Consider the following 18,792-nt stretch of genomic DNA (forward strand, 5'->3'; position numbering starts at 1 on the left):
CGGTGGCTCCGGTGGGACCATGGCTGGATGACCACTTCAGCGGCACGCCCAGCAACCACCCAGTCAGGTGACCCCAGGCTCGCTGGTCTCATCGAGGCCGCCCGCGCGCTCCAGCCACGCACGGTGGCGTTGCGCCGACAGGTGCACAAGCGGCCTGAGCTGGGGCTGAAGCTGCCACTGACGCAGGCGGCGGTGCTGCACGCGCTGGAGGGTCTGCCGCTGGAGATCACCACCGGCAAGTCCACGGACTCGGTCGTCGCCGTGCTGCACGGCGCCCGGCCCGGCCCCACCGTGCTGCTGCGGGCCGACATGGACGCGTTGCCCCTGACGGAGCAGACCGGCTGCGCCTTCGCCTCCGAGGTGCACGGGACGATGCACGCGTGCGGGCACGACACGCACGTGGCGATGCTCGCCTCGGCGGCACGGCTGCTGTGTGCCCGCCGGGAAGCCCTCAACGGTCACGTCGTGTTCATGTTCCAGCCCGGCGAGGAGGGGCACCACGGCGCCAAGCACATGATCGACGAGGGCGTGCTCGGCGCGTCCGGACTGCTCGCGAACAAGGCGTTGGCCCTGCACATCACCTCGACCGTGCGATCGGGCGTGATCACCAGCCGACCCGGTCCGATCATGGCCGCCGCCGACGTGTTCCGGGTGCGGGTGGTCGGCCGCGGCGGTCACGCCTCGCAGCCGCACAAGGCGCTCGACCCGGTGCCGGCCGCGGCGGCGATGGTCGGCGCGCTGCAGACGATGATCACCCGCCGGGTCGCGACGACGGAACCGGCCGTGCTCACCGTCGCCAAGATCGCCGCCGGCACCACAAACAACATCATCCCGGAGATCGCCGAGCTCGAAGGCACCATCCGGACCCTGTCCGAGACCACCCGCTCGCAGGTGCACACCGAGGCGAAGCGCATCTGCGAGCACACCGCCGCCGCGTACGGCTGCTCGGCCACGTTCCAGATCGAGCGCGGCTACCCGATCACCGTGAACGACCCCGAGGTCGCCGCGAACGTGCTCGACCTGGCCACCAGCGTGCTCGGCGCGCGCTACAGCGAGCCGATGGCCGAACCCATGATGGGCGCGGAGGACTTCTCGTACGTGGCCAGGCAGATCCCCGGCACGATGGCCTTCCTCGGCGCCTGCCCGCCGTCGATCGGACTGGACGAGGCCGCCCCCAACCACTCCAACCGGGTGCTGTTCGACGAGGCCGCGATGGAGCACGGGGTGGCCATGTACGCCGCATTCGCGCTCGACGCGCTGCGTTAACACCCGGGGTGGTTTCGCCAGGTTCGCCCGTGGCGGCAGGATGGGACACGTGCTGCCTGTTTGTGTGATCGGGTTGGGTCTGATCGGCGGGTCCGTCATGCGCGCCGCCAGCGCGGCCGGCCGGGCGACCTGGGGTGCCACCGCGTCCACCACGGACGCCGAGGCGGCGCGGGCCGCTGGCTTCACAGTCGAGGCCAGCGTCGACGACGCGCTGCGCCGGGCGGACGAGGAGGACGCTCTCATCGTGCTGGCCGTGCCGCTGACAGCGCTGGCCGAGGTGCTGCGGTCGGTGTCGGCGTACGCGCCCGGCTGCCGGCTCACTGACGTCATCAGCGTCAAGGGCGCCGTGTCGGAGGCCGTACGCAAGATCAACCCATACGCCCGGTACGTCGGCGGGCACCCCATGGCCGGCACCTCACGGTCCGGGTGGTCCGCCGGCTCGGCCGAGCTGTTCCGGGACGCCGCCTGGGTCGTCACGACCGAGGACGACAGCGATCAGGAGGTGTGGACCGAGGTCGTGCAGCTCGCCCTGGCCTGCGGCGCCCACGTCGTGCCGGCGTCCGCGTCCGCCCACGACGACGCCGTCGCCCGCATCTCCCACCTGCCACACCTGCTCGCCGCCGTGCTGGCCAGCGTCGGCGCCTCCGGCGGCCCGCTCTCCCTCGCCCTGGCCGCCGGCGCATTCGGCGACGGCACTCGCGTCGCCGGCAGCCGCCCCGAGCTCGTGCAGGCCATGTGCGAGGGCAACCGCGCCGCCCTCCTCGACGCCGTCGACGACGCCCTCGGCCGCCTCGGCGCCGCGCGGGGCTCCCTCGCCTCGACGGGCGGGCTCGCCGCCACCGTCAACGCCGGCCACCTCGCCCGCCGGGAGCTCGAGCAGCACCGCTCCGGCACCCGTCACGCCGTCAAGGTCGACCTGGAGGCCCGGGACGCCCTCACCAACCTCCGCGACCTCGGCAACAAGGGTGGCCGCCTGACCGCCCTGGACGGCACCGTCGCGATCGTGCAGATGCTCTGATCAACTGCGGTCGACCGCCCTGGAGTCGAGTCTCCGACAGCCGAGCCGCGATGTCTTGCTGCACGACGTCCCGTTCGTGCTTGAAGTGGAGCGGGCCAGGTCGGCGGGCTCGGGAAAGGCCGCAGTGCACACTCACCCGGCTGATCATTCCGCACTGTTTACTCAGCGCAGCGATCGGCCACGGAAAGTGATGTCAGACGCGGCGGGCCAGGCCGGGGTACTCGACGACCAGGCCGTCGCGGTCCACGACGAGCTCGACGGTGGCCTCGCCGCGGTCGAAGGCGAGCACGCTGCCGCGCTCGTCGACCGAGACGGTGCGATAGCGCTCGCGCACGAGGCTGACCGACAGGTCCGGCAGCGACACCCAGACGACGGGCAGCTCGTGCTCGCCGGCCTCGCGGTGCAGCCCGAGCCGACGCACCGGCAGGGCGTTGAACAGGACGCTGCTCTGGAGGTTGACGTCGAGCGCGCCCTCGAAGTCGCGGCGCTCGGCGCCGCGGCCGCGGTCGACGATCCACATGCCGTCCTCGGTGCGGCTGAGCGACATCGTGCGCTCCTCCTCGGCGGTGGTGCTGCGCAGCAGCAGCCGGCTCACCACACCGTCCTCGCCGACGGACAGCTCGAAGGAGGCGTTGTACGCCTCGTTGCCCTCGATGGCGGCCGCGACGACCCGGCCGCTGCCCTTGATCCGGTTCTCGGACAGCACCAGCCGGGCCGACTCGAGGCGGGGGCCGGTGAGGCCCTCCCACGTCACCATCACCGGCCGGCGACCGGCACGGGACGTGCTGTCGGACTGTGCGGGCTCAGTCGCGTTGGGGACGTTCACTGTCCACCTTTCGAGGTCAGGGTCGACAACGGAGCGTACCTAACCGAAATGACAGTGGGGCCTCCCGTTCCCACGGGAGGCCCCACATGGCTCAGCGGATCAGCTGGTGTCAGCTGTGGTTGGCCTTACGGCGACGCACGAAGAACAGCGCGCCCACGCCCGCGCCGATCAGCACGATGCCGGCGATCACCGGGCCGATGACCGAGGCGCCGGTGTAGGCGAGCTCGTTGGTGTCGGCCGAGGTGGTCGGGGTCGGCGTGTTGCACGACGGCGGCATCGGGGTGCTGGTGGTGGTGCCGCCGTTGCTCGTGGTGGTGGTGCGGGTCGTCGTGGTCGGCGACGTGGACGGCACGCACGGGCTGGTGCTGGTCGTCGTGGTCGTCGGCGACGTGGTCGTGGTGGTGGTCGTCGTCGTGGTGGTCGTCGACCCGACGGTCCAGGAGACGCTGGCCTCCTTGTGGAGCTTGATGTCGGTCGGCTTGGCCACGATCAGCGACTGCGTGATGGCCTTGGCGCTCGGCTTGCCGTCGGCGTTCGCGCCGACGAACAGGCGGCCGGCGTTGAGGTGCGCGGTCGCGTCGATGGCGAAGGAGCCGTTGCCGGCCTCGGTGCCCGCCGGGACCTTCACGTAGATCTGGGTGCCGTTCTTGACGTCGCCCAGCGCCTTGCCGTCCTTGTCGGTCAGCGTGACGCCGTTGGGCAGCTGCGTGGTGAGCTTGACCGAGTCGGCGGTGGTGGTGACGGTGAACGGACCGATCAGGTCACCGGCCTTGCCGGACTGCGAGGTCGGCGCGAGGTCCAGCGACGGCGTCGGCTGGTCGACCGGCGTGGCGTGGCTCAGCAGGTAGTTGTAAGCGGCCAGCACGTCCGCGCCGGAGTCCTTGTTGAACGGCGTCGGGTTGTTCTCGTCCAGCTTCGCGCCGTCGGACAGGTGCCAGATGGCGGACTGGGTGGCGCTGATCGCCTCGGCCTCGCTCAGGCCGTTGTTCAGCTTGACGCCGGCCGCGGTCAGCTCCTGGGTCAGCTTGGCGGCGCCGACGTTCGGGTAGCTGTTCTGCAGAACCCAGTTGATCTTGCCGGCGTTGGCCTTGAAGCCGCCGTCCTTGTCACCCGGGGTGGCCTCGTAGGGGTACTTGTCCCACGGGACCTCGACCATCTTGACCTTGCCGTCGATCTCCACGTTCAGCTCGACGCAGTACGTGTAGACCTTCTGGCCGTCGACCGTGATCGGGATCAGCAGCGTCCGCTCGCTCGCGAACTTGTCGCCGACGAGCTTGACGTTGAGGCCGGTGGTGGTGCCGATCTTGGCGTCCGACTGCGCGGAGGGCGCCTGGTCGCGCGGACCGCGCGGGGTGGCGTAGCCGCCGTGGTTGTCGTTGCCGTTGTCCGCGAACGCCAGCGGCGCCGCCGACATCAGGGCGATCGAGGCGCCGAGCACAGCGGCGGCGATACGACCCGGGTGGAACCGGTTTGCCATGACTCTCCTCTTTGACTGCCTGCTAGCGCTGGTCCCCGACCTCTGACCTGCCCTGCGGTGTCACGGTCCGAGCGACGCTCACCCGAAAGGACGCATTCGAAGCTCGTGACACATAGTCCGAACGGGCGATTTGCGCCGCGTTCGGTGAAAGTCCTGTGTGGAACGCCGGGCCACACTACTCGATAGAGTGACGCAAGCCGCGCGGGACTCACCCCATAGGGATGACCTGCGGAAACGTCACGGCGTGGTGACACGACACGAAGATCGACTAGACGAGCCGAGCTCGCTTATCACGCTGCGTCACGAAATTCGCCAGCTGGCGCCATGAATCACGATCGTGTCGAGTTATCCACAGGCCAGCGTTTCCGCTGGTCACATCGACGCAAACGATTACGCCAACCTGAAACGGTTGACATTCCGCGATAAGATCGTTATCCAACGGAGACAACATGATCTCCGCCGTTACTCCGTTCGTGGCAAGCCGTCAACCGCTCGGCGTCGTCAACATCACGTGTCGTAGGGGTGAACGAAACCAGGACCGGCGGGGACACTGTGGTCGTGACGCGAGCCCGGGACCTGACCCCGTACGTGGAACTGGGGCGCGAGCACTGGCGTGAGCTGCGAGCCGCGACGCCGATGAGCCTCACCTCCGACGAGCTGCACCGGCTGCAGGGTCTCGGCGACCGGGTGTCGCTCGACGAGGTCGCCGACATCTACCTGCCGCTGTCGCGGCTGATCAACCTCCAGGTCGCCGCCCGGCAGCGGCTGCACGCCGCCACCACCACGTTCCTCGGCGAGCCGTCCGAGAAGGTGCCGTTCATCATCGGCGTCGCCGGCAGCGTCGCCGTCGGCAAGTCCACCACCGCCCGCATCCTGCAGGCGCTGCTCGCACGGTGGAGCGACCATCCGCGCGTCGACCTCATCACCACCGACGGCTTCCTGCTGCCCAATGCCGAGCTGGAGCGACGGGGCCTGATGACCCGCAAGGGTTTCCCCGAGAGTTACGACCGCCGCTCGCTCGTCCGCTTCGTCGCCGACGTCAAGGCCGGCGCCCCCGAGGTCGAGGCGCCCGTCTACTCCCATCTCAGTTACGACATCGTGCCCGGAACCCGGCAACTGGTGCGGCAGCCCGACATCCTCATCGTCGAGGGCCTCAACGTCCTCCAGCCCGGCGCCCGCCTCGCCGTGTCCGACCTGTTCGACTTCTCGATCTACGTCGACGCCCGCACCGACTGCATCCAGCAGTGGTACGTCAGCCGCTTCCTCAAGTTGCGCGACACCGCCTTCGCCAATCCGGCTTCGTACTTCCACCGCTTCGCGTCGCTGACCGACGAGCAGGCCGTGGCGCGGGCGACCCAGATCTGGCAGGAGATCAACGAGCCGAACCTGGTCAACAACATCCGCCCCACCCGCGGCCGGGCGACCCTGGTGCTACGCAAGGAAGCCGACCACTCCATCAGTCGCGTCCGGATGAAGAAGCTCTAGGCCCAACGCTGGGCGATGGCCTGGCACTGGAGCCGAAGGGCGTCCAGCACGATGGGCAGCAACGGGTTGGTGTTGCTGGGACGGTGCAGCGCGAGGATCCGCCGGAAGACCTCGGCGTCGGAAATGCGCAGCACGCCGAGCCCGGCATCGATACCGACGGCCAGCTTGGGCACGACGGCGACGCCGAGACCACGGCGCACGAGTGAGCACACGACGCCGTAGTCGTTGCTACGCAAGGTGATCCGCGGGACGAAGCCGGCGGTGGCGCAGAGCCGTTCCAAGGACTTCGAGCCGGCGGTGTCGCTGCGGGTGCAGATCCACCGCTCGTCGGCGACCTCCACAAGGGACGCGTCGCCGCGTGTGGCCAGCCGATGCCCGGGCGCGGTCACGAGAACGAGCGGTTCGGACAGCAGGGGCGTGGCGATCAGTTCCCGGGGCCACGTCCGAGGATCGAGGTCGTAGGCGAACACGACGGCCACGTCCCGGTCGCCATCCAGCACGCCGGCGAGCACCTCGTCGGGTTCGCCCTCGTCCAGCAGCACATCGGCGCCGGGTCGCCGTTCCACAATGGCGGCGAGGGTCGAAGCCATGATCCGCGCGTTGGCGGTGGCGAAACTGGCCAGCCGCAGCGTGCCGGCGTCGCCACGGGTCAGCGCCCGCACCTCACGCTCCAGTTCGGACAGTGCGGCGAGCGCATCTCGGCTCAGCAGAGCCATCCGCTCGGCGATGGCGGTCGGCCGGACGCTGCGTGCCGACCGCTCGAACAGCTGGGCGCCGACGGCCCGTTCCAACATCGCGATCTGTTGCGACACCGCCGAAGTCGTGTAGCCGAGCAGGCGCGCGGTCTCGGCGAACGAGCCGGTCCGGACCGCCTCGGTCAGCGTGCGCAGATGGATGGGGTTCAGCATCAGACGCAGTTCAGTTCGGGACGATCCGAACTGGTCGCGAAGCGATCAACGGACAACCCGGTCACGTCGACCACGGGCGGCACGCCGAGCACGAGGTCACGTAGCACCTCGCCGACCGCCGGCCCCTGCAGGAACCCGTGTCCCGAGAATCCGGTCGCGTACAACAGCCTGCTGACATCGCGGGACTCGCCGATCAGGGCATTGTGATCGGGGCTGATCTCGTACAGGCCGGCCCACCGGTGCGCGATACCGACGTCGGCCAGCGACGGCGCACGCCGTTGCACGGCCTCCGCGAGGCCCGGCAGCCATTCGTCACCAGTGCTGAGATGGAAGCCCGGTTCCTGGTTCGGATCGGACATTCCGACCAGCAGCCCCGGCCCCTCGGGGTGGAAGTAGAACGAGGTGCCGAAGTCGATGGTCATCGGCAGGTCGGCGGGCAGATCGGGCAGGTCGGACGTCACGATGATCTGCCGCCGCAGCGGCACCACCGGCAGCGGCACACCGGCCATTTCGCCGACCGCCGCCGACCACGCCCCGGCCGTCACGACAACAGTTGACGTGTCGACAAGTCCCTCTGTCGTCCGGACGCCGGTGATCACGCCGTTCGCGACCTCGATCCCGGTCACCGCGCAATGCTGACGGATCCGAGCGCCCAGCGCTCGGGCACCGCGGGCATAGCCCTGCACCACGGCCTCGGGCGTGCAGTGACCGTCCGTCGGCGAGAATGCCGCGGCGAGCAGCCCATCACCGACGACCAGCGGCGACAGCTCGAGCGCCTGCTGGACGGTCAGCATCCGACTCGGCACACCGAGCTCGTTCTGGAGCCGGACACCCGCCTCGAACGCGGCCACGTCGGCCTCGTCGTCGAGCAGGAACAGGTAGCCGTGCTGGCGCAGGTCGATCTCGGCGCCGGGCCGCTGCCCGAACCGTTCGAACGCCGCGAGCGAGCGCCGGGCCAACTCGATGTTGGCCGGGTCGGAGAACTGCGCGCGCACCCCTCCGGCCGCCCGGCAGGTGCTGCCGGAGCCGAGTTCGTCCCGTTCCACCAGGAGGACGTCGACGCCTGCCTCGGCAAGGTGGAAGGCCGCGGACAGGCCCATCACACCACCGCCGACGACGATCACCTCGGCTCGCTCGGTCATGTGATTCACGCTAAGCCAGGATCGCGGCGAGCACGCCGGCAAACAACCCAATTAGCGCACACAGCGCAGCGCCGATGCGGGGGTACGGCCGACCGGGCACCCACCGCAGCACCGGCACCAGGAGCTGCGAGACGACGAGCGACGCGAGGACGAGCACGCTGATCGAGCGCAGCCCGCCGCCGGTGAAACTGGCCGGCACCTGGGGCAGGAACAGGGCGGTCGCCGCGATCACGGACAGCCAGATCGACACCACCGGCCCGGCCGTCACCACGAGCACCAACAGTGCGAACAGGTGCGCGGCGCGTTGCTCCTTCACGGCTCCAACCGTAGTTGTCGTGAGCGGGGCGGGCGCCCATCCCCGCCGCCGCCCACGTCCTACTTCGCCCGGCCGGTCCCACTGTGGCATCGGGGCCGTCACACGCTCGGGTGAAGCTTGGCCGCTCGAACCGGTGAAAATATATTGTTCAACGGTTATCGCCGAAAGGGGTCCCGTGGCCGATCCGACCGGCGGACCGGTGGAGCTGCTCGCCGCCGACCGCATCCAGCTGGACCGCGTGAGCACCGCGGAACGCGTCGCAGACGTGCTGCGCACCAGGATCACCGTCGGCGACCTGCCGCCGGGCACCCGGCTGTCCGAGGAAGCGATCGGCTCGGCGCTCGGTGTCTCCCGCAACACGCTGCGCGAGGCGTTCCGGCTGCTCACCCACGAGCGGCTGCTGGTGCACGAACTGAACCGCGGCGTCTTCGTCCGCACCCTGACCAGGGACGACGTCGCCGACCTGTACCGGCTGCGCAAGGTCGTCGAGTGCGGCGCGCTGCGCTACGCCGAGATCACCGACGAGGACCTCCGCCGCGTGCACCGCGTCGTGGACGAGGCCGTCGAGGCGGCCGAGCGGGCCGATTGGGTCGCGGTCGGCACCCACAACCTGCGGTTCCACCAGGCGTTGTGCGAGCTCGCCGGCAGCCCGCGGGTCGTCGACATGATGCGCGGCATCCTCGCCGAGCTGCGGCTGGTGTTCCACGTGATGGGCGATCCGCAGCGCTTCCATGAGCCGTACATCAAGCGCAACCGGGAGATCCTGGTCGCGCTGGCCGAGGAGGGGCGGGAGCGGGCCGAGCAGATGCTCGCCGAGTACCTGGACGACGCCGAGCGGCAACTCACGCAGGCTTATCTGTGACGCGGCGGAGCTGATCCGGCATCTCGACGTGCTCGCCGGTGAGCAGCGCGCTCGCCGTCATCAGGTCCACGGTCAGCGGCCGGTCCTCGGTCTCCGTCGGCAGCATGCCCACCGCGTTGTCGAAGGCGGCACGCAGTTCGGCGCTGTTGTTCGGGTGCATCTGCCGCATCCGGAGCACACGGACACTCGCGATCAGCTCGCACGCCAGCACGATCACGAAGTGCGGCACCACCTCGCCGGTCATCCGCGCCGACTGGGCCGAGAAGCTGGCGTGCTCCTCGACGCCGCGCGACAGCGTGGCGTGGCCGAGCACCGCCGGCATCGCCATCGACCGGAAACTCGCCAGCGAGGCCGCAGCGGTGTACTCGATCACCATCAGACCCGAGCTGCCGCTCGCCTCGTCCGCCGCGAACGGCCGCAGGCCCGTGTAGTTCGGCTCGCACAGCATCGCCAGTCGGCTCACCGACAACTGCGCCGTCTGCAGCGCCGACAGCCGCGCCTTGTCCAGGGCGAGGCTCAACGTGATGCTGTGGAACCCGCCGTGGTGGTAGACGTCGCCGTCGAGCACCGACACCAGCGGGTTCTCCGCGCCGGCGTTGATCTCCACGCTGAGCACCTGCTCCAGCGCCGCCAGGCCGTCCACCGCCTCGCCGTGGACCTGCGGGAAACACCGCAGGCCGAACGGGTCCTGCACCCGTGCCGGCGTATGCGTGATCTCGCCGAGCAGGTCGCGGATGCGTCGCGCCACCAGCTGGCTGCCGTGATGCGGCCGCGACTGGTGCACCACCTCCGCGAACGGCTCCGGCGAGCCGTCCACCGCCAGCAGCGACAACGCCGCCGACGTGCACGTCTGGTCCAACAGCGCCGACAGTTGGCCCTGCGCCAGCACCGACTGGCCGATCGTCAGGGCGTTGCTGGACAGGAAGGCCAACGCGTCCGAGGTCGCGAAGTCGATCGGCGGCAGCGGGTGCGGGCCCATCCACGGCTGCTCGCCGAGCAACGTCAGCGCCAGTTCCGCCAACGCCGTCAGGTCGCCCGTGCCGATCGCGCCGATGGAGTGCACCTGCGGGTAGCAGCCGGCGTTGAGGGCCAGCGCCAGCGCGTCGAGCACGTGCTCCGACACCCCAGAGTGGCCCGCCAGGATCTGGTTGGCGCGGACGACCATCATCGCCCGCGCCTCCGTCTCCGGAATCAGCGGTCCCGTACCGCCCGCGTGGCTGCGCAGCAGGCGGCGGCCGAACGCCGCGACCTCCTGTTCCTCCACGCTGACCATGCGGTTGGCGCCCACACCCGTCGTGCGGCCGTAGACCGGACGGCGGCCCGTGACCTCCTGTGCCAGGTCCGCCGCCCGCCGCACCCATTCCCGGGCCGTCGGGTCGATGCTCACCGGTTCGCCGCGGACGGCGACCGCGATCACCTCCGCACACGTCAACGACTTGCCGTCGAGCACAACTGCCACGTCCCGAAGGTTAACTCCTCAACAACCGCAGTCCAGTGCCCGAACCGGCGCCGTCAGCGGGTCGGGTTCGGCCAGCTCGTCGCCGGTGTCCGTACGGACCGGGAAGCCTTCCCTGATCCAGTACTCGATGCCGCCGATCATCTCCCGCACCTGGAACCCCCGGTTGCTCAGCTGCGCCGCCGCCTTCGTCGCCCCGTTGCACCCCGGTCCCCAGCAGTACGTCACCACCGGCACCGTCGGATCCAGCTGCGCCCCTTCGAGCCTGATCGCCCCCGGGATGCGCCCCTGCTCCCACGCCTCCTCGTTTCTCGTGTCCACCAACACAAATCCCGGGTCCCCGCTGCTCAGCGCCTTCCGCACGTCGCTCACGTCCGTCTGGAAGGCCAGGCGCATCTCGAAGAAGTTCATGTCCCCAACGCTATGAACCCGCCCGTCCTTTCTGAACCCGAGTTCCACGCCACTTCGGCACTCTGGTCACGGAATCCATGGCATCCTCCCCTTGTGACCATGGATTCCCTGGACTCCACCGATTGGCGCATCCTGGAGGCACTCCAGGCCGACGGCCGCGCCAGCTACGCCGAGTTGGCTCGCGCCGTCTCCATGTCCCCCAGCGCCGTCACCGAACGGGTCCGCCGCCTCGAGGAGTCCGGCGTGATCACCGGCTACTCGGCCGTTGTCGACCCCGACCGCCTGGGCCTGTCGATCATGGCCTTCGTCCGCCTTCGCTATCCCACCAACAACTACAAGCCCTTCCACGCCCTCATCGACACCACGCCCGAGATCACCGAGGCCCACCACGTCACCGGCGAGGACTGCTTCGTCCTCAAGGTCCTCGCCCGCTCCATGCGCCACTTGGAGGAGGTCACCGGCCGCATCTCCACCCTCGGCCCCGTCACCACCACCATCGTCTATTCGAGCCCGCTGAAGTCCCGGCCCCTGACGCCTTAGTTGCCCAACGTCAGTGACACCCGACCGGCCTTGGCGTCGTCGGCCGTCACCGTGACCTTGCCCCGATGGCTGATCTCGATCTGGTAGAACTTCTCGTCGTTCGGCACGGCGGAAACCACGATCGAGAACGTGCATCCGAGCCCATCCAGCCCTTGCGGCTTCGTGATCGCACCGACCGCGTCGACCTTGCCCGCTGCGTCGTAGACCGTCACTGATGCCCCGTCCGCGATGTCGCTGTACCCGCCGCTGCCATGGCATGTGCCACCGATGCTGGACGAGGATCCATAGAGGCTGAACGTGCCGACCAGCGTGAACGTCGTGGGCGATTTCTCGGCATCCGCCGTCGACCCGATCGCCGACTGGAACAGCACTCCAGGCCCCGGCCCTTTCGGCTGGCTCAATCCCCACACCACACTCAACAGCAGCGCTCCGACGGCGACGCCGCCCACGAACGGCGCCACCCACCGCCGCCGCTTCCGTGCAACGGCAACGACTCCTTGCTCCTGCACCGGCTCGCTCGAACCGGCGCCTTCGCTCTCATCCACCTTGCGGCCCTCCAGACTCGCCGTCCCCCGGACAAGTCCGCCATTCGCCGCGTTCCGTTAGCCCCTTCCCCAAACCGCAACTCGCCGCCGTCGACCATGCCAACGCCAAGCACCCGCCCCAAGAGCGACGCGAAGCGAGCAACCACTACGCCCGACGCACCCACCCCGACCCGAGGGCGACGGCGAAGCCGAGCCCGAAGGGGGTGCAGGGGGGCGAAGCCCGCCCTGCCTTGGGGTGTGGGGCGAGAGCCCCACAAAACACAAAGCAAGAGGCCTGTCGACGTTTTCCGCCGACAGGCCTCTCCCACTCTTGCGCGTGCGCCCGAAGGGATTCGAACCCCTAACCTTCTGATCCGTAGTCAGATGCTCTATCCGTTGAGCTACGGGCGCGTGTTCAGTTGTCATCCTACCCTAGCAGGATGTTGCGGAGGCTCCGGGATTTGAACCCGGGATGGGGGTGAACCCAAACCGCATTAGCAGTGCGGCGCCATAGACCAGACTAGGCGAAGCCTCCCCGGAGCCCTCGGCTACCGTCGATAAGACTACACACTCGGCCCGCAGGCTCCAAAACGGGGGGTCAGATGGGGTGTGACCTGCGGGTTCGCCCTGCCGGGTGTGGCGGGAGCCACCCCCGGTCGGAGGTGGACGGCCGTGGCGGGCGGTCACTAGCGTGAACGGGTCCACATCGACGTGGCCGGGGAGTGAAAATGGACAAGGTTCGGCCGTCCGCGGCGGACGCGGTCAGTGATCTGCCGGCGGGGGCGACCCTCGCCGTCGGCGGATTCGGGTTGTGCGGGATTCCCAGCGATCTGATCAGGGCGGTGCACGATCTCGGTGTCGACGACCTGAAGGTCGTGTCCAACAACTGCGGCGTGGACGACTGGGGCCTCGGTGTCCTGCTCCACGACCGCCGGATCTCGCGGATGACCTCCTCGTACGTCGGCGAGAACAAGGAATTCGCCCGCCAGTACCTGTCCGGCGAGCTGGAGGTGGAGCTGGTCCCGCAGGGCACGCTGGCGGAGCGCCTGCGAGCGGGCGGCTGTGGCATCCCGGCATTCTTCACGCCGGCGGGCGGCGGCACGCAGATCGCGGAGGGCGGCCTGCCCTGGCGGTACGGCCCGGACGGCGGGGTGGCGGTGGCATCGCCACCGAAGGAGACCCGCACGTTCGGCGGGCGCGACTACGTGCTGGAAGAAGCGATCACGACGGACTTCGCACTGGTCCGCGCGGCGAAGGGCGACCGGCACGGGAACCTGGTCTTCAACAAGTCGGCGATGAACTTCAACCCGCTGTGCGCGATGGCGGGCAAGGTGACGGTGGCCGAGGTGGAGGAGCTGGTGGAGCCGGGCGAGCTGGACCCGGAGCACGTGCACCTGCCGGGCATCTTCGTGCAGCGCGTGGTTGTGGTGACGGACAACGAGAAGCGGATCGAGCGCCGGACCGTGAGGGAGGCCCAGTGATGGGGTGGAGCAGGCAGGAGATCGCCGCCCGGGCCGCGCGGGAGCTCGAGGACGGCCAGTACGTGAACCTGGGCATCGGCCTGCCGACACTGGTGCCGAACTACCTGCCCGAGGGTGTGACGGTGGTGCTGCACAGCGAGAACGGCATCCTGGGCACGGGCCCGTATCCGACGGACGACGCGGTGGACCCGGACCTGATCAACGCGGGCAAGGAGACGGTGACGACACTGCCGGGCGCGGCGTTCTTCGACTCGGCGCTGTCGTTCGGCATGATCCGCGGGGGTCACATCGACACGGCCATCCTGGGCGCGATGCAGGTGTCGGCCGCGGGTGACCTCGCCAACTGGGCCATCCCCGGCAAGCTGATCAAGGGCATGGGCGGCGCGATGGACCTGGTGCACGGGGCCCGCCGCGTGATCGTGATCATGGAGCACACCGCCAAGGACGGCTCGCCGAAGATCCTCAAGGAGTGCACGCTGCCGTTCACCGGTCGCGGTGTGGTGCAGCGGATCATCACGGACCTGGCCGTGCTGGACGTCACGCCGGACGGCCTGCGGCTCGTTGAGCTGGCGCCGGGCGTGTCGGTGGACGACGTCCGGTCGGCCACCGAGCCGGAGATCTCGGTGGCCGCCGGGGTCGCCTGATCACCGCAGGTGTGAGTCGAACCAGTTGAGGGTGCGCTGCCACGCTTCGGCACTGGCCTTCGGGTCGGTGTCGAAGCGGTGGTTGCCCTGGGCCACCCGGACGACGTCGGTGGCGACGGGCGCCGACGCGGCGGCGTCCCGCAGCTTGTCGACCTCCTCGGCGCTGACGTGCTCGTCCCGCTCGCCGTAGAGGCCGAGCCAGGGGCAGCTCAGTTCGTGCGCGACCTCGACCAGCGAGGGCAATCCGTCCGACAGCGGCGTGAGGATGCCGCGGCCGGACACGCTGACCGCCGCGCCGATGGCGCGCCTGGTCGCCACGATCAGGGCGGCGGCGCCGCCCAGATCGAAGCCGATGACGCCGGTCCGGTCGGGGGTGATGCCCCGCTCGGCGAGCCATACGCAGGCCACGTCGATGTCCGCCAGCACGGATTCGACGGGCAGCTGGGAAAGCTGGCCGTCCACGTCCTGAGCGGCCAGTTCGTCGGCGTCCGGGTAGAGGTGCGGCGCCACCACGAGCCAGCCCTCGGCCGCCAGCGATCCGGCGAGCAGCCGGACCGTGTCGGTGACCCCGCGGGCCTCGTGCAGCAGCACCAGACCGCCCCGCGCTGCACCCTCCGGTTCCGCGACTGTCACCCGCAGCTCGCGTCCGTCGGTCAACGGCAGGTTTTCGGTCCTGGTTTCCGTCATCTCACCACCCAATCACGCCGGGGTGAACTCCAGTCAACGCGACCGGCCCCCAGACGCAGCGAGCGTTGCGTACCCGTTGTGATCGGCTCTCAAACCTGCCTGGGGCGTCGCATCACGTGCACCAGGGCGGGCGGCACATTGCCCCAGATCGTCCGGGTGAGCACGACTTCCTCGAAGCAGCGCCGAAATCCGGCGAGCTGACGCTTGGACGGGCCGGCCCACCGGGTCCAGGTGTAGGTGAACTGCGTGAAGACGCCGGCGGGGTGCATGGCGGCCGCGACGGCCTCGGTGAGCCTGCCTCGGTATGCGGCCCACGGCAGGCCACTGATCACCACGTCGGCGAAGACTCCCCGCTCCGCCAACAGTTCCGGCAGCCGCTCGGCGTCGGCGACGATGACTTCCACGTCGGGGAAACGCTTGGCCAGCACGTCAGCCAGCCGCGGGTTGAGCTCGACGGCGAGGTGCCGGCCGCGACCGTCCAGCCGGGATCGGATCACCTCGGTGAACGCGCCGGTGCCGGGTCCGAGTTCGACGACAACCGGCTCGCCCTGTTCGGGAATCGGCGCGACCATCTGGTCTGACAGCGCTCTCGAGCTGGGAATCGCGGACGCCGTCGTGAGCGGCGAGCGGATGAACTCCTGGAAGAAGAGCTTGGCGTCGCTCACTGCGCGGCCCCCGTCAGTCGTCGGTCGGTGCGGCGCACACCGTACGGACCGATCGCGAACAGGAAGCAAACTGCGGCCACCGGAATCAGGTTGAGGCTGAACAGTGTCAGGCCGGTGCCGACGGCCAGCAGCACCGGACTCCACCAGCCCAGTTCTCGCCAGTTGAGCACGGCGAGCGTGATCAGGCAGAGGTAGAACAGCGCCGGCCCGATCACGTAGACGCCGGGCAGCAGGCCGGGCACGGATTGCACCTGCTCGAACAGCGCGTTCATGCCGGCGCGGTCACTCGCGACGACACCGGCGACGATGTCGATCACCACCTGGGCCACGGAGGCGGTCACCCCGAGCAGCCCGACCGCGGCGACCACCGGCGCCGGGCCGGGCCGGTCGCCGAGCGTCAGCATCACCGGCACGAACAGCATGAGCCCGGCCAGGAACAGCAGGTGCCCCGCCGTCCAGCCGATGCCGGGCCCGTGCCCGCTGAGCAGCCGCACCACGCCGTAGCCGCCGAGCAGCGCCGGCGCGGCGACGAACGCGATGTCTCGTACCTTGACCATGCTTCGAGCCTGCGCCGGGCGCAGGCTCGAAGCATCAGGGTCGAACCCTGGCGTTGCCCTGGTTCAGCTGGTCCGACGGCGCAGGGACATCAGCACCAGGCCGACGCCCAGCACCAGTGCCGCGATCGCGGCGATGGTCATGGCCTGAACGTCGGCGGCACCGGTGTTGGCCAGCCTCGGCGAGGCCTGCGGCGTCGGCGTGGTCGGGGCGGTGGTCGGCGCGTACGGGTCGGGCTGGTCCGGCCCCGGCTCGACCGCGATGTCACGGCCGGTGAGGTCGCCCTCGGTGAAGTTCCACACCGGCGACTGCCCGTCCATCAGCTTCCACGGTCCGACGCCCTGAGGGCACCCTCGTCGAAACCGGCGTTGAGCTGGCCGAAGTCGCAGCGGACCACCACATAGCCGTAGCCACGGGCCCCGTCGGGCACGACTTCGGTCACGTCGAGCGAGATCGTGCCGTGCGCGGGCACGGTCACACCGGGGCGGGTCCACTGAAGATCGCCCCAGCCGCCCGTGCGGCCGTTCAGCTCATTGCTGTTGCCGATGCGGTTGCACATCACCGTGATACCGCCCAGCGCGCGGTCGCCACTGTTCTTCAGAGTCACGGTGACATGCGCGGCGTCGCCGACCAGCACGTGACTGCGGCCATGCGGGACGACGTTGCGGCCAGGGTGAACGGCTTCCTCTGGAAGCCCAACTGAGGCGAAGAAGCGAAGGGGGTCTCCCGTTGGACCGGGAGACCCTCTTCTGAGCAGGGCGGTTGTATTTGCCCCTGAGCCTGCTTGCGTGCTGGTGTTAGCGGCGACGGATGTGGCGCAGTTACGCAGCGCGCGACTGGTGGCGTTGCCTAGACTCCGCACATCATATTCCCTATTACGGGTAGATGGCATACCAGTTCTGGTACACGTTGCTGTACTGGCAGGTCGGTAGGCCGAAGGTCGGGTAGATGTTAGACATGTTGCCGTCGAGGCACGCCCGGTTTCCGCCATTGTAGAACTCGTATTGGTACTGCCCGCTGAGCCACGACCATGTGAGGTTGCTGGGAGCCGAGCCGCACGACTCGGTACCGATGTAGTACCCGGTTCCGTACTCCTGCATAACCGCAAGGCAGCGGCCGGTCTGCACGTCTACGATGTGGACGCCGCCGGATGCCGATACAATGTTCCACTCTTGGTAGGTGTTGCCGTGCTGGCACGGATTGAAGTAAGCGTCTCCATTACTGTTGCTGTCAAGGCAGTATCCACCGTGCGCATGCTGCAGATGCATCCCGTACGCGTCGGCGTGGGCAGCACCCACATCGATGCCGAAGAGTACGACAGCGGAGATCAGCACCGCCGCAAGCCTCGCGACAAGCTTCTTAGCCACGTTCCCTCCCATGTTCCCCCACAGTCTTCGATGAGCCATGCGCCGCTTGTTGCGAATTGCGCGTAACAACCTCATGGTTTCCTCTGCCGTGAAGACGACCGGCTCGATGTCGACCTACAACCGTCAGCTTGTCCGTGCTCGGTACCCTTTCGGTACCCGACGGTTTCCCTCAGCTTGGCCGCGTGGGCCTATGGGCCGGTAGGTTCGCGGTCAGTCGTGCGGCGCAGGACGACGGCGACGGCTGATCACCGCCCCGGCAGCTATGCGCTGATCTCGTCCCACGTCGGCAAACACGGCACCGCACTCGGCGAATAGGCCGTCGCACTGGGTCTTGTCACGCCCGGTTTGCCGACGTAGCACCAGACCACCGCGTTGCTGACCGGGATCGGCGCGGCGGGCCAGGTCGACCGGTGGGCACACGTCAATGGCCGCGCAAGCTACAGACGGCGATGCCCGAGGTCGTCGACGACACGGCCGACGTCCGCGCCGGCGATCCGGTCATGCGCAAGGAGTGGAACCGGTATCAAGGCAGCCACAAAGATCGCTGGAAGCCCAACTGAGACGAGGCCGAGACGGGGTGTCTTTCCATGATCGGGAGGCACCCCGTCCGACCTGGGCGGAAGCGGAGGGATTTGAACCCCCGGACCCTTGCGGGTCTTCCGCTTTCAAGGCGGATGCATTCGGCCGCTCTGCCACGCTTCCCTGGGGTGTCAGGGTAGCCGGTCAGTCGTCGGGCGTCTCGGCCAGCATGGCGCCGATGCGTTCGAAGATCTTGGCGAGGGTGGCCTGCTGGCTCTCGGTGGTGAGGTCGATCATGTGTCGGCGGACGCCGTCGACGTGGGTGGGGGCGGCTTCGCGGAGTTTGGCCATGCCGCGTTCGGTGAGCACGGCGTAGACGCCGCGGCCGTCGCTGGAGCAGTTGTCGCGTTCGACGAGGCCGGCGCGTTCCATGCGGGCGATCTGGTGGGAGACGCGGCTCTTGGAGGAGGCGACTTCGGCGGCGAGGACGCTCATCCGCATCCGCTGGTCGGGGCGTTCGGCGAGCCGGACGAGGACCTCGTAGTCGGCGAGGGTGATGTCGTGGGCGTCCACGAGTTCGCGGTGCAGCTGACCTTCCAGCAGGATGCTGGAGACGCGGTAGGCCCGCCACGCGGCCATCTCG

23 protein-coding genes and 3 tRNA genes are annotated in these 18,792 nt (G+C 69.1%); 8 read left to right on the forward strand and 18 right to left on the reverse strand.

The genetic code is table 11. The features are described from left to right. Window positions 1-27 precede the first annotated feature (27 nt). Entirely contained in the window at window positions 28-1,266 is a 1,239-nt protein-coding gene (locus tag BJ998_RS18035) for a M20 metallopeptidase family protein (RefSeq protein ID WP_184863169.1), read from the forward strand. A 64-nt stretch (window positions 1,267-1,330) separates the two neighbouring features. Continuing rightward, complete coding sequence (locus BJ998_RS18040; protein ID WP_446684996.1) at window positions 1,331-2,284, forward strand: prephenate dehydrogenase; 954 nt, start codon at window positions 1,331-1,333, stop codon at window positions 2,282-2,284. A 193-nt stretch (window positions 2,285-2,477) separates the two neighbouring features. On the opposite strand, the gene BJ998_RS18045 is transcribed toward BJ998_RS18040, so the two are convergent. Beyond that, the gene (locus tag BJ998_RS18045) at window positions 2,478-3,110 is read right to left on the reverse strand and encodes a putative glycolipid-binding domain-containing protein (protein WP_312890181.1); all 633 of its coding nucleotides are present in this window, start codon (window positions 3,108-3,110) and stop codon (window positions 2,478-2,480) included. 109 nt (window positions 3,111-3,219) lie between these two features. Beyond that, on the reverse strand, window positions 3,220-4,587 hold the full coding sequence (locus tag BJ998_RS18050) for a Cys-Gln thioester bond-forming surface protein (protein ID WP_184863173.1): 1,368 nt from the start codon (window positions 4,585-4,587) through the stop codon (window positions 3,220-3,222). 558 nt (window positions 4,588-5,145) lie between these two features. Between BJ998_RS18050 and coaA the strand changes: the two genes are divergently transcribed. After that, complete coding sequence (gene coaA / locus BJ998_RS18055; RefSeq protein WP_184863175.1) at window positions 5,146-6,072, forward strand: type I pantothenate kinase; 927 nt, start codon at window positions 5,146-5,148, stop codon at window positions 6,070-6,072. Here coaA and BJ998_RS18060 read toward each other — a convergent pair. The 3 genes from BJ998_RS18060 to BJ998_RS47555 are packed head-to-tail and all read right to left on the reverse strand — an operon-like array spanning window position 6,069 to window position 8,438. Further along, complete coding sequence (locus tag BJ998_RS18060) at window positions 6,069-6,980, reverse strand: LysR family transcriptional regulator (RefSeq protein ID WP_184863177.1); 912 nt, start codon at window positions 6,978-6,980, stop codon at window positions 6,069-6,071. The genes coaA and BJ998_RS18060 overlap by 4 nt on opposite strands. After that, window positions 6,980-8,122 carry an NAD(P)/FAD-dependent oxidoreductase gene (locus BJ998_RS18065; protein ID WP_184863179.1) on the reverse strand — a complete coding sequence of 381 codons (1,143 nt, stop codon included), beginning with the start codon at window positions 8,120-8,122 and terminating at the stop codon, window positions 6,980-6,982. Before BJ998_RS18065 ends, BJ998_RS18060 begins: the two co-directional genes overlap by 1 nt. A 10-nt stretch (window positions 8,123-8,132) precedes the next feature. Beyond that, complete coding sequence (locus BJ998_RS47555; RefSeq protein ID WP_246488616.1) at window positions 8,133-8,438, reverse strand: hypothetical protein; 306 nt, start codon at window positions 8,436-8,438, stop codon at window positions 8,133-8,135. 175 nt (window positions 8,439-8,613) lie between these two features. On the opposite strand from BJ998_RS47555, the gene BJ998_RS47560 reads away from it, so the two are divergent. Next, a complete protein-coding gene (locus BJ998_RS47560; protein ID WP_312890182.1) occupies window positions 8,614-9,300 on the forward strand; it encodes a GntR family transcriptional regulator in 687 nt (228 codons plus the stop codon). Here the strand turns inward: BJ998_RS47560 and BJ998_RS18075 are convergent. Continuing rightward, window positions 9,281-10,759, reverse strand: coding sequence for an aromatic amino acid ammonia-lyase (locus BJ998_RS18075; RefSeq protein WP_184863183.1), 1,479 nt, complete (start codon window positions 10,757-10,759; stop codon window positions 9,281-9,283). The genes BJ998_RS47560 and BJ998_RS18075 overlap by 20 nt on opposite strands. An 18-nt stretch (window positions 10,760-10,777) precedes the next feature. After that, window positions 10,778-11,167, reverse strand: a complete 390-nt coding sequence (locus BJ998_RS18080) for a rhodanese-like domain-containing protein (protein WP_184863185.1) — start codon at window positions 11,165-11,167, stop codon at window positions 10,778-10,780. Between the two features lie 99 nt (window positions 11,168-11,266). Here BJ998_RS18080 and BJ998_RS18085 point away from each other — a divergent pair, with 99 nt between their 5' ends. Next, the gene (locus BJ998_RS18085; RefSeq protein ID WP_221338048.1) at window positions 11,267-11,707 is read left to right on the forward strand and encodes an Lrp/AsnC family transcriptional regulator; all 441 of its coding nucleotides are present in this window, start codon (window positions 11,267-11,269) and stop codon (window positions 11,705-11,707) included. On the opposite strand, the gene BJ998_RS18090 is transcribed toward BJ998_RS18085, so the two are convergent. The 3 genes from BJ998_RS18090 to BJ998_RS18100 form a co-directional block, all read right to left on the reverse strand. Next, window positions 11,704-12,168: a hypothetical protein gene (locus tag BJ998_RS18090; protein WP_221338049.1), complete on the reverse strand. Its 465-nt coding sequence runs from the start codon at window positions 12,166-12,168 to the stop codon at window positions 11,704-11,706. The genes BJ998_RS18085 and BJ998_RS18090 overlap by 4 nt on opposite strands. Window positions 12,169-12,569: 401 nt before the next feature. After that, a tRNA-Arg gene (locus BJ998_RS18095) sits at window positions 12,570-12,642 on the reverse strand. Window positions 12,643-12,677: 35 nt separating this feature from the next. Beyond that, a tRNA-Ser gene (locus BJ998_RS18100) sits at window positions 12,678-12,766 on the reverse strand. Window positions 12,767-12,959: 193 nt separating this feature from the next. Between BJ998_RS18100 and BJ998_RS18105 the strand changes: the two genes are divergently transcribed. Then, a complete protein-coding gene (locus BJ998_RS18105) occupies window positions 12,960-13,712 on the forward strand; it encodes a CoA transferase subunit A (RefSeq protein WP_184863189.1) in 753 nt (250 codons plus the stop codon). Further along, a complete protein-coding gene (locus tag BJ998_RS18110; RefSeq protein WP_184863191.1) occupies window positions 13,712-14,356 on the forward strand; it encodes a CoA transferase subunit B in 645 nt (214 codons plus the stop codon). The genes BJ998_RS18105 and BJ998_RS18110 overlap by 1 nt, the downstream gene beginning before the upstream one ends. Here BJ998_RS18110 and BJ998_RS18115 read toward each other — a convergent pair whose 3' ends face one another. The 6 genes from BJ998_RS18115 to BJ998_RS18140 all read right to left on the reverse strand — a co-directional run bounded on the left by BJ998_RS18115 (window position 14,357) and on the right by BJ998_RS18140 (window position 17,630). Next, entirely contained in the window at window positions 14,357-15,043 is a 687-nt protein-coding gene (locus tag BJ998_RS18115) for a dienelactone hydrolase family protein (RefSeq protein WP_184863193.1), read from the reverse strand. A gap of 89 nt (window positions 15,044-15,132) precedes the next feature. Continuing rightward, a complete protein-coding gene (locus BJ998_RS18120; protein WP_184863195.1) occupies window positions 15,133-15,708 on the reverse strand; it encodes a class I SAM-dependent methyltransferase in 576 nt (191 codons plus the stop codon). Next, the gene (locus BJ998_RS18125) at window positions 15,705-16,265 is read right to left on the reverse strand and encodes a hypothetical protein (RefSeq protein ID WP_184863198.1); all 561 of its coding nucleotides are present in this window, start codon (window positions 16,263-16,265) and stop codon (window positions 15,705-15,707) included. The genes BJ998_RS18120 and BJ998_RS18125 overlap by 4 nt, the downstream gene beginning before the upstream one ends. Before the next feature lie 63 nt (window positions 16,266-16,328). Next, window positions 16,329-16,583, reverse strand: coding sequence for an LPXTG cell wall anchor domain-containing protein (locus tag BJ998_RS18130; protein ID WP_184863200.1), 255 nt, complete (start codon window positions 16,581-16,583; stop codon window positions 16,329-16,331). Further along, the gene (locus BJ998_RS18135) at window positions 16,583-16,900 is read right to left on the reverse strand and encodes a hypothetical protein (RefSeq protein ID WP_184863202.1); all 318 of its coding nucleotides are present in this window, start codon (window positions 16,898-16,900) and stop codon (window positions 16,583-16,585) included. The genes BJ998_RS18130 and BJ998_RS18135 overlap by 1 nt, the downstream gene beginning before the upstream one ends. Window positions 16,901-17,138: 238 nt before the next feature. Further along, on the reverse strand, window positions 17,139-17,630 hold the full coding sequence (locus BJ998_RS18140; RefSeq protein ID WP_184863204.1) for an RICIN domain-containing protein: 492 nt from the start codon (window positions 17,628-17,630) through the stop codon (window positions 17,139-17,141). A 410-nt stretch (window positions 17,631-18,040) separates the two neighbouring features. On the opposite strand from BJ998_RS18140, the gene BJ998_RS18145 reads away from it, so the two are divergent. Beyond that, complete coding sequence (locus BJ998_RS18145; RefSeq protein WP_184863206.1) at window positions 18,041-18,190, forward strand: hypothetical protein; 150 nt, start codon at window positions 18,041-18,043, stop codon at window positions 18,188-18,190. Window positions 18,191-18,247: 57 nt separating this feature from the next. Here BJ998_RS18145 and BJ998_RS18150 read toward each other — a convergent pair. Beyond that, window positions 18,248-18,332 (reverse strand) — tRNA-Ser (locus BJ998_RS18150). 21 nt (window positions 18,333-18,353) lie between these two features. Continuing rightward, entirely contained in the window at window positions 18,354-18,788 is a 435-nt protein-coding gene (locus BJ998_RS18155) for a MarR family winged helix-turn-helix transcriptional regulator (RefSeq protein ID WP_184868746.1), read from the reverse strand. Between the last annotated feature and the right edge of the window lie 4 nt (window positions 18,789-18,792).

The organism is Kutzneria kofuensis (genome assembly GCF_014203355.1).
Lineage (GTDB): Bacteria > Actinomycetota > Actinomycetes > Mycobacteriales > Pseudonocardiaceae > Kutzneria > Kutzneria kofuensis.

Bases quoted from the DNA above. Each gene is read 5' to 3' on its own strand.
- BJ998_RS18125 (WP_184863198.1), bottom strand. From the start codon at position 16,265: ATGGTCAAGGTACGAGACATCGCGTTCGTCGCCGCGCCGGCGCTGCTC.
- BJ998_RS18110 (WP_184863191.1), top strand. From the start codon at position 13,712: ATGGGGTGGAGCAGGCAGGAGATCGCCGCCCGGGCCGCGCGGGAGCTC.
- BJ998_RS18065 (WP_184863179.1), bottom strand. From the start codon at position 8,122: ATGACCGAGCGAGCCGAGGTGATCGTCGTCGGCGGTGGTGTGATGGGC.
- BJ998_RS18080 (WP_184863185.1), bottom strand. From the start codon at position 11,167: ATGAACTTCTTCGAGATGCGCCTGGCCTTCCAGACGGACGTGAGCGAC.
- BJ998_RS18155 (WP_184868746.1), bottom strand. From the start codon at position 18,788: ATGGCCGCGTGGCGGGCCTACCGCGTCTCCAGCATCCTGCTGGAAGGT.
- BJ998_RS18035 (WP_184863169.1), top strand. From the start codon at position 28: ATGACCACTTCAGCGGCACGCCCAGCAACCACCCAGTCAGGTGACCCC.
- BJ998_RS18050 (WP_184863173.1), bottom strand. From the start codon at position 4,587: ATGGCAAACCGGTTCCACCCGGGTCGTATCGCCGCCGCTGTGCTCGGC.
- BJ998_RS18085 (WP_221338048.1), top strand. From the start codon at position 11,267: ATGGATTCCCTGGACTCCACCGATTGGCGCATCCTGGAGGCACTCCAG.
- BJ998_RS18115 (WP_184863193.1), bottom strand. From the start codon at position 15,043: ATGACGGAAACCAGGACCGAAAACCTGCCGTTGACCGACGGACGCGAG.
- BJ998_RS18060 (WP_184863177.1), bottom strand. From the start codon at position 6,980: ATGCTGAACCCCATCCATCTGCGCACGCTGACCGAGGCGGTCCGGACC.
- BJ998_RS18130 (WP_184863200.1), bottom strand. From the start codon at position 16,583: ATGGACGGGCAGTCGCCGGTGTGGAACTTCACCGAGGGCGACCTCACC.
- BJ998_RS18105 (WP_184863189.1), top strand. From the start codon at position 12,960: ATGGACAAGGTTCGGCCGTCCGCGGCGGACGCGGTCAGTGATCTGCCG.